Genomic DNA, 14,097 nt, shown 5'->3' with positions numbered 1-14,097 from the left:
AACAACGCAAAGGTACACAAAAAAGGATTGCGCAAACACAATGTGCAATCCTTTTAACGAACGAATATGTTATTTCTTCTTTGGATTAATGTTGAACTTCCACGCAAGAGAAAACATTACATAACGCGGTATGCTGTTGTTCCACGACTCTGTACGCCCTTGCGAATTAATAACGTAGCGTGTGTTTGAAAGTTGTTGCAACAGGTCGAAACCTTGCAGTTTAGCGGCAAGACGACCTTTCAAGAAAGTGCGTGCCAGCTGCACATTCCAAATCCAATCGGTGGTATTCATTTCCGTTTGCTGATAGCCACGACGTGCAAACATTGTCATATCGGTGGTAAGCTGCAACTTCCAAGGCAATACAACCTGTGCATTCAGCCGATGTTGTAGTCATACGCCTTGATATTTTCAAAGTCTGCACGCTCGCTGCTTATAAGATAGCACTTTCCACTTGTATGGAATGTAAATTCGTAGTTGTCGTTCAGACGGTAATTCACCTTCAGTTCGTCGCCAAGTTCCCAATTCTTCACAATGCTTCGTTGGCTTTCAGTGCTTCCTGCTATTGATGCCATATCGACACAATGGTTATAATTGGCAGAGAGGTTGTTGCTGAACAGGATTTTGTTTGCCTTATCCAATGCACGCTTAAACTCAAATTCAAACTTTGTATTCCAATTGCCATTCACACTGGTAGGATATATAATTGAAGCTCCTGTCGTTTTATCAAAGATGAGCGCATAGGCTACTTGGTTGTCTGTTTGGTGATAATTGGCAGATAAACTGATTGTCTGTTCCTTTTCTCCATTAAAGGTTATATTGGCATCTACATCATAATGATGCAGGTTGCGTAAGTCTTTATTGCCCAACCGAATATTCAGAGGGTCGCTGTCGTTGCGATAATCTGCCGTGGCAAGTAGGGTTGGAAAGTCTGATTTCATACCTGCAGTAAAATCCCATGATACGTCTTCAGCCCAATGACTTAATCGTATGTTCGGTTCAAAGAATAGTTTGCGACGAGTAAAATGTTGCTCGCTCACACCATAATAATGGAAATCGGCATTTAATAAACGCAACGGAAGGTTTACAGTAAGCTCTCCATCGAATAGCTTCCTACAGAATTTGAAATAATGTAAATTAAATTTATGTTCGTTTCGATACTCATTGAAGCGATAGCTATTGCTATTATCCAGTACTGAAAGCAAAACATCTGATGCAGAAGGCAATACATTAAAGCGGGCAGTATCTCTTCCTGCAATCCAGTCAAGACGGTAAAGCAGGTTACTTGCCTTGTTATATGTGTAAGTATAAGAATATTCCGGAGCAAATGTTGTTTTACGTATTCTAAAATCATATCCCACACCGGCAGATAGCTTCAGCTTCTGATTGGGCATATCAAAGTAATTGTTGCGATAGTCGTTCGGTAAGCTTCCTTGCAGATATTGAACGTTATTCAACATAAATTGCTTCTGCTTATTACGATTGTAACTTACAGAAAAATCTCCTCGTATTAAGTCTGTGATGTACTTAACATAATTACCGGTTGAGAAGTCAAAGTTGAAATCGCTTGACTCGAAACTGTTTCTCGACAGCAAAGTATTCAGGTTTGTTGTTTCATTTGCAGTGGTGCTGTTCGCACTTCCAAACCCATTATTGCGCATATAGGAAACATTAAGAAAGTTTGTTGTAGAGAAAATAGTCCTCTCAACAGAAAGAGCGTTTCTGCTTTCCCACTTATCCGAACTGTTCAGTTGTTTGCTATGATTGTGCAAGAATGAGTTTCCTTCAGGCAAATAAGTCTGCGTGTGTGTAATAGACTCGTTGTCTGTATTGATATGTTGCCAAGTATTTTCGGTTGAGAACCAAGATAATTCATTACCCAAGAAACGTACATACGACACGCCGGCGTTCTTTACAGCAAGCAAACCGTTGCCCACATCTTGCGGCTCCCATTCTCCCGACAGTGCGGCACGTTGATTATCGTTCAGATTATTGATGTTAAAGAAGGCTCCCATGCGTTCTTTATCGGAGAACTTCATAGCAAAACCACGAAGTTTATAACGCTTCTGCGTACCGCCACCGGCTTCCAAATCGCCCATATAGCCCGTTGCATACTCGCGTTTCAGCCTGACGTCCATCACGTAAGTATTATCGCCCATATTTTGTTGCATCAGCATTGACTTTGTTCCCGCCTTGTTATATACCTTTATTTTGTTCACCGTATAGGCAGGAAGGTTCTCTAAAGCCAGTTTAGGATTACCTGCAAAGAATTCCTGTCCGTTTACCAACAGACTCTGAATGAACCTCCCATTTACATAAATCCTTCCGTCTTTCTCTAACTTTGCACCCGGCAGACGAGCGATTAAGGCATCGAGCATATTGCCTTCGGCTAAGTTAAAGGCATCGGCATTGTAGACTATGGTATCGCCTTTCATTACCATTTTCACCTTCGAAGCAACAACCGTAACTTCCTGTAGTTCGTGTTCTACTATCTTCGTCATGCGGATTTGTTTTACCCCGATATAATCTTCACGAGTGCTTCTCAGTTCGCAATTCATATAACAAACGTCATAACCCTCTTTCTCTGCTTTAATAATGTATTTTCCTTTCGACGTTACAGCATCTTCAAATACATAATAAGCCCTGTGGTAACCATTGTCGTAAGGCATCTCTTCTATTTCCGCTGTAATCGTATCGATAACAACACTGTCGGCAGTCATCAAGGTTATCTTGGCTGTAATGCCCATGCCTGTGATGTTATCAACAACAGAACCTTGAACGGAATGCTTATAATCGCTCGCCTGCGCAGGCAAAGCGAAAAGCAATAATAGCAGACAAATACATTGGATGTGCTTTCTAATGCAGATTTCCATAAGATTTTAGAACTTTAATTATTAACTTTTTAGGTTACATTATTTTTCTTTACAAAGATACATATATAAGCTATAAAATTCTTAAAAGAAACATTATTTAACACCTAAAGTGTGTTTTATCGCCATGACAATGCCCTAATAAATTTGGCATTGCGCATTCGGCTGAACGAAAACGTTTATGAATAACGTGGGTTCGGTGTAAGAATTTGAGGACGAAGATGCTTTGCTTATTTCTGAATATAAGTATATTTTAAATATGTATAAACAATACACCGGCGTAATTCTTATACCGAACTCACGTAAAACCATAAAAAAGGACTGCACAAAGACGATGTGCAATCCTTTTTCTGTATGTTTGATGAAGATTACTTCAAGTTCTGAACAAACCAATCCGTAATCTGTCGGAAGAGATGGTTGCGGGTATTGCCACCATAAATACTGTGGTTGCGGTTCGTATAGAAGTTTTCTTTGAAGTCTTTGTCGGCTTGTACCAATGCTTCCGAATACTCGTAAGCGTTCTGAATGTGCACATTATCGTCGGCAATGCCATGACAAATGAGCAATTTGGCATTCATTTTATTTGCACGTTCAATAGGATTTACGGCGTAGCCATCAGGGTTTTCCTGCGGTGTGCGCATGTATCGCTCGGTGTAAACAGTGTCGTACCAACGCCAATTGGTAGGTGGGGCAACAGAAACGCCTGCTTTAAAGGCGTTGCGACCTTCGCTCAGACTCATCAAAGTGTTGAAACCTCCAAAGCTCCAGCCCCATATTCCCATGTTATCGGCATCGGCGTAAGGTTGCTTTGCTATCCAAAGGGCAGCCTCAACTTGGTCTTTCGACTCTAAATCGCCTATCTTCAAGTAAGTGCATTTCTCAAATTCGGAGCCACGAGCACCCGTACCGCGACCATCTACACAAACCACGATAAAGCCTTGTTGAGTGAGATACGACTCATAAATACCACCGGCACCCATTGCGCCGAGTGCCCAACGGTCTACAACCTGCTGACTTCCCGGACCGCTATATTGATAGAAGATGACAGGATACTTCTTGTTTGGGTCGAAGTTTTTAGGCTTTACTATCCACCCATTCAGTTCCACCCCTTCGGAAGTAGTAAACTTAAAGAAGTCGCGAGTAGCAAATCGTACTTCGCCATATCCTTTATGAGTTTATCGTTGTTGAGAACTTCGCGCACAACCTTTCCCCTGTTGTTGCAGATTGCGTATGAATAAGGAGTGTTGCGGTCGCTCCAATTATTCAGGAAATACTTATAATCGCCGGAGAACACAGCCGAATTCCAACCTTCTTTCGTTGTCAGGCAAGTTACTTTTCCGTTCTTGTCAGCTACGTACACTTCGCGTTGCATCGGTGTTTTCGCAGCAGCTTGGAAGTAAGTGTTGCCCGTTTTCTCGTCGAAACCGTAGACTTCGATAACATCATACTTACCTTTTTCTATCTGACGAATAAACTTTCCGTCAATGGTGTAGAGGTATAAGTGCATGTAACCGTCGCGGTCGGAAGGAAAAAGTATGTAGTCGTTCATCACAAGAATACCTCCCATCGCATCTTCCTTGACGTATTTGTCGGCTTTCTCTCTGATTAGAAGGCTGCATTCGCCTGTAACCGGATTGGCTTTATAGAGGTTTAGCTCGTCTTGATGGCGGTTCATGGTATAAATAACAATGCGGTCGGCAAACTTCGTGGGCTTTATGCGCGGAATATAACCATCGGCATCGAGTGGCAAATTGTAGGTCAGCGTCTTGCCGGACTCCAACGAATAAGCGTGAACAGACACTTTAGAGTTGTCTTCGCCGGCTTTCGGATATTTGTAAGAATAGTCGCCGGGATAAACTGCGTAGTTTTTAAACGCAGGCTTTGCCCCTTCAAACATTTGCAGCGAATAGGTTTTTACCTTCGATTCGTCGTAACGTATCCAGCTCAAAGTCTTGCTGTCGGCTCCCCAAGCTAAAGCATTGTTGAACCCAAACTCCTCTTCGTTCACCCAATCGGGCAATCCGTTGATTATTTCGTTGAACTTTCCGTCGGTTGTTACTTGTGTTTCGGTTGTTCCATCGGTTATAAAGATATTGTTGCTGCGTACAAATGCAATATACTTTCCATTGGGCGAGAAAGTCGGAATTTGCTGTGCGCCACCTTCCGACAGTTTCTTCAGCGACTTGTTCTTTACATTATATAAAAGGAAGTCTGCCGTAAAGGAACGGCGATAAATGCGTTTTGTATCCGTTTGAATAAGGATAAACTGTCCGTCGTCGGAGATTTCGTAATTCTCTATCTCCTTTAACTTCGCCCCATTGACTTGATTTACATCGAAAAGCACGCCTGTTTCTTTGCCGGTAACAAAAGAATAGGTTACTATTTTCTTTCTATCCGCAGAGATTTGCGCATAGTCCGACGTCCCTTTCAAGGGGTTAATACCGGAAATTGTCTTCGCGGCAAAAGTGTTTTTTGTCATCTCTTCCAACTTAAGAGGTTCGCCTGCGAACGTGTGAATAGTCGTTGCTAATAACGCTGCACACATAAGAAGTATTTTTTTCATTGTATATTAAATTGATTTAATGCAACAAAAGTACAAAAAAAGAAGTAAATTTGCAAAACAATGGAACAATACTATAATGATTTTGGTACTTGGATAAGAAACCAACTGCCTTTCCGAGTGCAAAAGATTTCGATAGATGCCGGCTTTACTTGTCCTAATCGGGACGGCAGAATAGGTATTGGCGGCTGCATATTCTGCGACAACAAGAGTTTCAATCCGTCGTATTGCAGCCACACAAAAAGTATAACGGAACAGTTGGAAGACGGGAAACGCTTCTTTGCAAAGAAATATCCGGACATGAAATACTTAGCTTATTTCCAAGCATATACAAACACTTACGATGCGGTGGATAAGCTGAAGGCACTCTACGAAGAAGCTTTGGGAGTGGAAGATGTTGTAGGAATAGTTATCGGAACACGTCCCGACTGCATCAGCAACGAACTGTTGGACTATTTGGAAGAACTCAACAAGCGAACATTCTTAATTGTGGAATACGGCATTGAAAGTTGCAACGACAACACACTGCGCTACATTAATCGCGGACACGACTTTGCCTGCACGCGCAAAGCAATAGAAGACACTGCCCGAAGAGGTATCTATGTGGGTGGACACGTTATAATGGGGCTACCCGGCGAAGATGCTTCGGAAAGCCTGCGACAGGCTCCTATCATATCGTCGCTGCCGCTAACGATGCTTAAAATACACCAAATGCAGATTATAAAAGGTACAAAGTTGGCAAAGATATATAAGGAACACCCTTTCCATTTATACACTGTCGAAGAATACATCGACCTTATTACCAATTACATCGGACTGCTTAGGAGCGATTTAATATTAGAAAGGTTTGTTACACAGAGCCCGCCTGAGATGCTGATAGCACCGAAATGGGGACTGAAAAACTACGAGTTCACAAACTTGCTGAACAACAAACTGAAGGCAAAAAAACTTATTGAAAGGGTTTAGCAAGCATCCATGGTTTCCGCTTTTGCCACTGAAGGAGGACAGGAAAACAGCGATGGTTCTGTAAAGGAAACTCTCTTAAAAAGTAACAACTGCGTTCTGACGTTGCGAAAGCGGCTGTTTTGCAACGCAAAACCTACGCTTTTAGAATGCGAAACAACAGGTTTTGCAACACGCTGATGAAGAAACTGTTAAGCAACAAATGCGCTTCTGAAAAATATTTACGTTTTTATTACGTGAAAGCCCCACTTACTTCTATCAGCAAATGGGGCTTTACTCTAAACCAATAAAAATGTTTAGCTGTACTAATCAAAAACTAAATACCAAATCTTAATTAAGTATGTTAAGGGGAAAAAGCCTATAACCTTTATACTAACTAATTGCCTTTGATATTCTCAATCATCAACTTTACTTATCACTACTAATACTATTACATTGCAAAGATAGTGTTTTCAAACAATATCGGCAGAAAGAAAGCGGAACAAATACAGCTTATATAAGGTCAAACGATTGCACTATGAACGGCAGTCGGCTATTCTTTCATAACCTTCCGACGAACCGTTCACAGCTCTTAACGAACCGTTTCTATGGTTTTGACAATTTATTTTGTACGGTATTGCGGGCGAAGTTCCACCTTCGGCACTTTCATTGTGTCGCCTGCAACCATCGTTTCGGCATTGTTCAACACTTGGAAATAGCCCACCATATCGGGACCAAGTGTTCTGCGACTGTACGATTGCATGGTCTGACCTTTCTTCAATACCACTGTTTTCTCTACGCCGACAATGTCGTAAGCACCGTAACGAATGCGCCTGTCGCTACTCATCTGCTTAAACTTTTCGGCTTCGTCGGTTGCTTGTTGTGCAGCCTTGGCAGTCGTTTTTCGTGGGTTGGCTGTTGCTTGTTTGGTTGTTTTCTTCGTCGTTTCGGCTAAACTGTCTCTTGTTTGCGTGCGAACAGCTGTCTTGTTGTCGCGAAGTGCGGCGTCTTTTCCAAACTTATAACCGAAGAAATACATAACAGCTATCGCGGCAAAGGCTACAAAAGACCACAGCAACCAATTTATTTTCTTGGGCTTTTCGATAGGGAAGGCATTTACTTTCGGCACTTCAACTACCGGCTCCGACTGTTCTTCAACTGCTTCTGCCTTTACTTCGACTACCGGTTTCTTTTCTTCAACAACTTCTTTCCGGTCTTCTTCCTTTTCTTCTGCTATTTCTTCTTTCGTTTCGACAGCTGCCATCGGGATTTCAACCGTTGGCTGCGGCACTTCCTCGACAGGCTTTTCGTCGATGATTTCGTTGTTTTTTTCTTCTTTCGTCTCTATCTTTTCCTCGTCGGAAACAACTATTTCTTCGTCAGGAACTACGGTTTCATCGGTATTTTCGTCCTTTTCTTCGTCGTCCGACCTGCTTTCTATGTCGGCAAAATCAACACCATCGTTCAGTACAACCGTTTCAAACTGTGCAAAAGGCTTGTTTACAAGTTCTTTCATCGTGGTGTCGGGCGTGAACGAAACCTTGTCGTGCCCTTCTATCAGCACACGTTCGCCTGTGTTTACATTCACACTTTCGCGAGGCTTTACGGCTTGCACCTTAAACGTGCCGAGCCCCTTTACCTTTACAAGTTTGTCGGTTTTCAACCCTTCGTTCATCACATCAAACATGGCAGAAACAAACTTTTCGGCTTCTTTCACGGTTATTTTATGCTTCTTTGCCACTGCGTCGGCAATAAGCTGTAACGCTGTTTTAGCCATTATTCAGCCCCTCCTTTCTTCAGTTTCTCCTTTACCGATGCCGTTGCGCGGAAGTTCAGCACCAGCTTTGGCGGCACAAGCATTCGCAATCCCGTAGCAGGATTGGTCATAATGCGCTCGAGTCGCTTCTTCACTTCAAACGAACCGAACCCCGAAACCAATACAGGCTCTCCCGATTCAAAGTTGTCGCCCATGGCTTGCAAGGCTGTTTTCACAAGTCGTTGTGTTTCGTCTTGCGAACGACCCACCCTATTTGCCAATGCGGCTATGAATTCCTTGTTGTTCATCTTTGGTTTATTTGCTTTTTAAAAACGTAAAGTGCGCTGTCTCGACGATGCGATATTTCTATCCTTCTACTACATCGCCGTAGAGGTCAAACTCATCTGCAGCGGTTATTTTCACATTATAGAAGTTGCCGATAACGAGCGATGACGTTGCCTTTATCAGCACTTCGGGGTCTACATCGGGCGAACAGAACTCACTTCTGCCAATGTAATAGTCGCCTTCCTTGCGGTCGATAATCACCTTTAGCGTCTGTCCTATCTTCTCTGCTTCAATTTCTGCGGATATTTCCTGCTGCAATGCCATCAGCTTATCGAGCCTTTGCTGCTTCACTTCTTGCGGTACATCGTCTTCATAGTGCAACGCGCTGTATGTTCCTTCTTCGTGCGAGTAGGCAAATGCACCCATACGCTCGAACCGTGCCCACCTTACGAAGTCCATCAACTCGCGGAAATCTTCATCGGTTTCGCCGGGAAAACCCACCAAAAGCGTGGTGCGAATGTGCAACCCGGGCACTTTTTCGCGCAACAAACGAATGAAATCGACTGTTTCCTGCTTCGTTACGTGGCGGTGCATGCGCGACAACATGTTGTCGGAAACGTGCTGAAGGGCTACGTCAAGATACTTGCAGACCTGCGGTTTCTCTCGGATTACGTCGAGCAAGTCCCACGGAAACTGGTTCGGATAGGCATAATGCAGTCTTATCCACTCCACTCCGGGTATGTCAGCCATACGCGAAATAAGTTCGGTAATGTGGTGCTTGCCGTCCAAATCTACACCGTAGTAGGTAAGTTCCTGCTCGATAACCTGAAATTCCTTCACTCCGCCGGCTACCAAATCAGCCACTTCCTGCAATATATCGTCCATTTTTCGCGAGCGATGCTTGCCCGTAATCAGCGGAATGGCGCAGTAAGCGCAATATCGGTCGCACCCTTCGGCTATCTTTATGTAGGCGTAATGTGGCGGCGTAGTAAGGTGGCGGCGTCCGTCGCACGACGGTATTTCCGCCTTTCCGAGGTCGGTAATGAGTTGTTTGAAATTGAATTTACCGTAGAACTTGTCTACTTCCGGAATTTCTTTCTCTAACTCTTCCTTATATCTTTGCGATAAACAGCCCATTACGTACAGTTGTCTGAGCTGTCCATTCTCCTTTCTGTTCACAAATTCGAGTATCGTATTGATGCTCTCTTCCTTTGCTGTTTCTATAAATCCGCAGGTGTTTATAACGGCTATTTCGCCTTCCGGGGTCTCCGAATCGTGCACGCAGTCGTAGCCATTGGCTTCAAACTGTTTCATGAGCAACTCGGAATCGACAAGGTTTTTCGAGCACCCCATCGTTATAATGTCTATCTGATTTTTCTTCATTCAATCGTTTCCCCACGCTTTGGGTTTATGTTTCTTTGCCTGAATACGTTACCGGAAAGGGTTTAGTCTTGCTTGAAGAGACTGTCTACAAACTGTTCTTTATTAAACAGTTGCAAGTCTTCCATGCCCTCGCCTAAGCCAATGTATCGCACAGGCACTTTCAGCTGGTCGCTAATACCGATGACTACGCCGCCTTTTGCGGTTCCGTCGAGTTTGGTAATGGCGAGCGAGGTTATCTGTGTAACCGATGCGAACTGCTTAGCCTGCTCGAAAGCGTTCTGCCCCGTGCTACCGTCGAGCACCAACATTACGTCGTCGGGGGCTTCGGGCAGCACCTTCTTCATTACGTCTTTAATCTTTTTCAACTCGTTCATCAGTCCCACCTTGTTGTGCAATCTGCCTGCTGTGTCGATGATTACGACGTCGGCACCATTCGCTTTCGCACTCTGAAGGGTGTCGAAAGCCACGCTGGCAGGGTCGGAACCCATCTGTTGCTTAATCACGGGCACCCCTACGCGGTCGCCCCAAATCTGAATTTGCTCTACGGCAGCGGCACGGAAGGTGTCGGCAGCCCCAAGATAGACCTTCTTTCCGGCATTCTTAAACTGATACGCCAGCTTGCCGATGGTGGTGGTTTTGCCCACGCCGTTCACGCCAACCACAAGTATTACGTATGGCTTATGGTCGGTTGGCAAGTCCCAATCTTCTGCATTTTCGGTATTGTTCTCGGTTAAGAGTGTGGCAATTTCTGCTCTCAAACGCTGTTCAATTCCGATGTTGAAACGTATTTGTCGCGTGCAATACGTTCTTCTATGCGCTGAATGATTTTCACGGTGGTATCTACGCCAACGTCCGATGTTATAAGGATTTCTTCCAAATTGTCCAAAACCTCATCGTCTACTTTCGACTTGCCTGCTACGGCACGCGTTATCTTTGAGAATACGCTTTGCTTCGTAGTCTCAAGACCTTTGTCGAGTACTTCTTTTTTCTTCTTATTGAAAAGTCCGAAAAATCCCATAATAAGCTAATTTGTGGCAAAGTTACCAAAAAACGGCTAAAGTTGCAAATAATAAGCAAGCTAATAACGGCATTATGGAAAAACGTTTGAAAAAGCTTAAATTATATCGGCAGTTTTGCCATAACGCAACCACGCTGACGACAGATTTTTGATATGTTTTTGTAAAGATAATTCCGACGAAAAACGATAATTTCGATTTGGCGTTGCGAAACCGTAGGTTTTGCATCGTAAAACCTACGCTTTTACCGTGCAAAACCTACGGTTTTAGAATGCAAAACAATAGGTTTTGCAATGTATTGATAAAGAGATGGTTACACAACACTTACTCTTGTGAAATATATTTACATAATTTTCGTTGCTTTTCGGTTTGTTTAATAAGAAATTTTCGGTTTGTTTAATAAGAAATATTGTGTTTTTCAAGCGTTGCCAAACGGCTATAAATAAAAAGTGCAACGGTGCTGTTTACTTAGCGACAGCACCGTTGCACGGAAACCGAAACGGTTTGTTCGTTAATCGTTCTTGCTTTGTTGTGCCAAGAAAAGCTCTGCGCGTTGCAGGTCTTCGGGGGTGTCTATGCCCACGGTTTCTACTTCGGTAAGTCCCACTTTTATCTTGTAGCCGTTCTGCAACCAGCGCAATTGTTCCAAGCCTTCGGCGAGTTCGAGCGACGATTGCGGCAGCTTCGTTAGTTCTCGCAAAACTTCTGTGCGATAAGCATATAGCCCAATGTGTTTAAGGAAAGGATAAACATCTATCCATTGGTTTACTTCCTTGCCGCGAATATAGGGAGCAAGGGCGCGCGTGAAGTACATGGCGTAGCTTCGGTTGTCGAGTATTATCTTTGGAGAGTTGGGATTTCGGGCTTCTTCGATGGTAGCAAACTTCTTTCCGAGTGTCGCTATCTGCGTGTCGGCATCGTCGAAACAAGCCACAACGGTTTCTATCTGACTTTTCCGTATAAACGGTTCGTCGCCCTGAATGTTCACCACAACATCGAAGTTTTCGCCTATTTTTTCCAATGCTTCCGCTATCCGGTCGGTGCCGCTTTGGTGGTCGGAGCGTGTCATTACAGCCTTTGCGCCCATCGAAGTTACAATATTGTAGATGCGTTCGTCGTCGGTGGCTACGTAAACAGCGTCGAGCACGGCACTCACTTGCTCTACAACACGTTGTATAACATACTTTCCGCCCAGCATGGCAAGCGGTTTGCCGGGGAAACGGGACGATGCGTAGCGGGCAGGGATAATTCCTATTACTTTCATTTTCATCTATATCATGTCCATACTTTATTGTCGATGTGTCATTTCCTGCCGTAGATGATACCGATTTCAGCCATCATCCACGGTGCCCGCATATAGCCGGGGATAAGTACCATCTGCTCCACGTTGGCGATGTAATGTATCTCTGTGATGCCCTCGGCTTTCAGTTGTGCGACAAATTCTTCCATGTCGCCAAAGAGTTGCTTCTTCGGGAAGAGGTCTTGGAAAGCAAAACTGCCGCCTTTCTTTACCACACGCAAGGCCTCGCGCACAACTTGGTGCTTGTCGGGTTGGGTTTTCACCTCGTGGAACACGAAGTTGCTCACAGCCGCATCAAACGTTTCGTCGGCAAAGTCGAGTTTCGAAGCATCGCCTTTCTCGAAACGAATGCGTCCGCCAACACCCTCAATCGCAGCGTTGCGCTCACATTGTGCCTTGGCATAATCCCATCCGAATCCCCAGTAGTCGATGCCAATCACCTGCGCTTCGGGATATTCTTTGGCACATCTCACGCTCAACGCAGCCGAGCCACAGCCGATGTCGAGTAGTGTGCCGTGCCCGTCCCAGTCGAGATGCTCCATCAGAAAGTCGTGGAACTTAGCCATTAGCCGTCCGCCTTCGAACGAGAATTCGTGGCGACAGACGTGCATATAGACGGACATGCCCAACATGGCAGCAGCCAAAATCCCCATAACAATGGTTACAGCCACCAGTCGGGGCCACACGAAGGAAAGTGCGAAAAGCAACAATAGCACTGCCGATGCGCCATAGAGCATACGCAGCAGTGTCAGGGAAATCCAGTTTCCATAATTTGTTTTTTGTTGTTCCATATTTTTTTCGGTTATTTGTTATATTTTTTCGGTTATTTGTTATGCCACTCCGACCATACCCGTTATTTATGAAGATGGGCGGAACGTGGCAACCACAGTGCAAAGATTGTCGGTATATACCGTCTCTACGCCGGTTGTTCTTTACAATCGGTAGTACCAAAACATAAGGCGGCGCATTATAAAGTTGGAGAAACGAAACCACCGATAGGCACTTACAGGCTTGCCGCCAAAGCTCAGCATGAAGTCGCGATACTTGCTGTGCGAGAACGGAAGTCCGAGATTGAGAATGTGTATATGGTCTTGTCCGCGTCTGTGCGCTTCCTTAATGGCGAACCAAACCGTCAGGGTGTGGGGGTGATAGAATATGTAACGCTTCTCCATGGCTGCATCGAACCACAGCATAGACTCACGCCCGGAGTCCACAACCACGCTTCCGCCCACCATTCGCCCCTTGTAAAGGGTGATGTATATGTGCCCGTGCTCGCTGTTGCCTATCTGTTGGAACAGCTCTTCTTTCGGTATGTAGCGTTGCTTGCGCAGTCGGTAGTACGACTTTATAAGGCGATAGAGCCGGTGTATCTCTGATTTGCTTTCGGCTTTGCGTGTTTCAAATCCGCTTTCCACAGCACGTTTCACACGGTGGAGCACCTTTTCGGAGGCACGTTCCTCGGGAGCTTTGCTGTGTAGAGAGTGGTGCAGCTGAATCCACGGAATGGGTACGAAGCCGTGTCGGCGGAAGGTTCGGTAGCCAAACATCTTTTTCGAGACATCGCTTAGCTCTATATGGTAGCAACGATGGCGCAGCAGATGGCGTACAAGGGCGTCCATCATCGTGTCGAAAAGTTTGCTTTTCGCTGTATAATCAATGCCGTTGCGGTAGATGCCCTCGCCATAAATGCGTGCCCGCTGCGTAAAATTGATACCTAAAAAGCGACGTTTGCTGCGAATTTGAGCAAGTATTTGCCCGATGGTTTCGCCCTTTTCGTCGATTGCAACCACCATGCACGGCTGCAATCGTGGCGTTTGTTCCAACATACGGAACAAGTCGCGACTGTGAAAGAAATCGCCTTTGCAGAGCGGCGGCAGGTCTTTGCTGCGTGTTATAATCTTGGTTCTCATCGTTATGGGCAGGCAAATCGCAATCGAACGTGCACAGATAAGTCTGCACACGGCACTTGCAAAAATAGTAAATGTTTT

At 44.7% G+C, this 14,097-nt stretch carries 7 protein-coding genes and 3 pseudogenes; 1 reads left to right on the top strand and 9 read right to left on the bottom strand.

Going from position 1 to position 14,097, the window contains the following annotated elements; translation table 11 throughout:
* Positions 1-69: 69 nt before the first annotated feature.
* Together JCM15124_RS13410 and JCM15124_RS13405 are read right to left on the bottom strand one after the other, a co-directional pair.
* Positions 70-2,870, bottom strand: a pseudogene (locus tag JCM15124_RS13410) (outer membrane beta-barrel protein).
* A 365-nt stretch (positions 2,871-3,235) separates the two neighbouring features.
* A pseudogene (locus JCM15124_RS13405) lies at positions 3,236-5,430 on the bottom strand (S9 family peptidase).
* Positions 5,431-5,490: 60 nt separating this feature from the next.
* Between JCM15124_RS13405 and mnmL the strand changes: the two are divergent.
* Entirely contained in the window at positions 5,491-6,393 is a 903-nt protein-coding gene (gene mnmL / locus JCM15124_RS05675; RefSeq protein WP_024998657.1) for a tRNA modification radical SAM protein MnmL/YtqA, read from the top strand.
* A gap of 598 nt (positions 6,394-6,991) precedes the next feature.
* Here mnmL and JCM15124_RS05665 read toward each other — a convergent pair.
* From JCM15124_RS05665 to JCM15124_RS05635, 7 genes and pseudogenes are all read right to left on the bottom strand, one after another.
* The gene (locus tag JCM15124_RS05665; RefSeq protein ID WP_024998656.1) at positions 6,992-8,146 is read right to left on the bottom strand and encodes an HU family DNA-binding protein; all 1,155 of its coding nucleotides are present in this window, start codon (positions 8,144-8,146) and stop codon (positions 6,992-6,994) included.
* Positions 8,146-8,433, bottom strand: coding sequence for an HU family DNA-binding protein (locus JCM15124_RS05660; protein ID WP_024998655.1), 288 nt, complete (start codon positions 8,431-8,433; stop codon positions 8,146-8,148). The genes JCM15124_RS05665 and JCM15124_RS05660 overlap by 1 nt, the downstream gene beginning before the upstream one ends.
* A gap of 58 nt (positions 8,434-8,491) precedes the next feature.
* Positions 8,492-9,793 (bottom strand): 30S ribosomal protein S12 methylthiotransferase RimO, encoded by a 1,302-nt coding sequence (gene rimO, locus JCM15124_RS05655; RefSeq protein WP_024998654.1) that lies wholly within the window; start codon positions 9,791-9,793, stop codon positions 8,492-8,494.
* Between the two features lie 62 nt (positions 9,794-9,855).
* Positions 9,856-10,811 (bottom strand): annotated as a pseudogene (gene ftsY / locus JCM15124_RS13400) (signal recognition particle-docking protein FtsY).
* 509 nt (positions 10,812-11,320) lie between these two features.
* Positions 11,321-12,073, bottom strand: coding sequence for a 3-deoxy-manno-octulosonate cytidylyltransferase (gene kdsB / locus JCM15124_RS05645; RefSeq protein ID WP_024998653.1), 753 nt, complete (start codon positions 12,071-12,073; stop codon positions 11,321-11,323).
* Positions 12,074-12,111: 38 nt separating this feature from the next.
* A complete protein-coding gene (locus tag JCM15124_RS05640) occupies positions 12,112-12,900 on the bottom strand; it encodes a class I SAM-dependent methyltransferase (RefSeq protein ID WP_024998652.1) in 789 nt (262 codons plus the stop codon).
* A gap of 141 nt (positions 12,901-13,041) precedes the next feature.
* Entirely contained in the window at positions 13,042-14,019 is a 978-nt protein-coding gene (locus JCM15124_RS05635) for a GNAT family N-acetyltransferase (RefSeq protein ID WP_036885170.1), read from the bottom strand.
* Between the last annotated feature and the right edge of the window lie 78 nt (positions 14,020-14,097).

Origin of the sequence: Prevotella falsenii DSM 22864 = JCM 15124, from assembly GCF_000613945.1 — a bacterium.
GTDB lineage: Bacteria > Bacteroidota > Bacteroidia > Bacteroidales > Bacteroidaceae > Prevotella > Prevotella falsenii.
This window is presented reverse-complemented; position numbering and strand designations above follow the sequence as displayed.

Coding starts and splice junctions, on each gene's coding strand:
- JCM15124_RS05660 (WP_024998655.1), bottom strand. CDS start 8,433: ATGAACAACAAGGAATTCATAGCCGCATTGGCAAATAGGGTGGGTCGT.
- JCM15124_RS05635 (WP_036885170.1), bottom strand. CDS start 14,019: ATGAGAACCAAGATTATAACACGCAGCAAAGACCTGCCGCCGCTCTGC.
- rimO (WP_024998654.1), bottom strand. CDS start 9,793: ATGAAGAAAAATCAGATAGACATTATAACGATGGGGTGCTCGAAAAAC.
- JCM15124_RS05640 (WP_024998652.1), bottom strand. CDS start 12,900: ATGGAACAACAAAAAACAAATTATGGAAACTGGATTTCCCTGACACTG.
- mnmL (WP_024998657.1), top strand. CDS start 5,491: ATGGAACAATACTATAATGATTTTGGTACTTGGATAAGAAACCAACTG.
- kdsB (WP_024998653.1), bottom strand. CDS start 12,073: ATGAAAGTAATAGGAATTATCCCTGCCCGCTACGCATCGTCCCGTTTC.
- JCM15124_RS05665 (WP_024998656.1), bottom strand. CDS start 8,146: ATGGCTAAAACAGCGTTACAGCTTATTGCCGACGCAGTGGCAAAGAAG.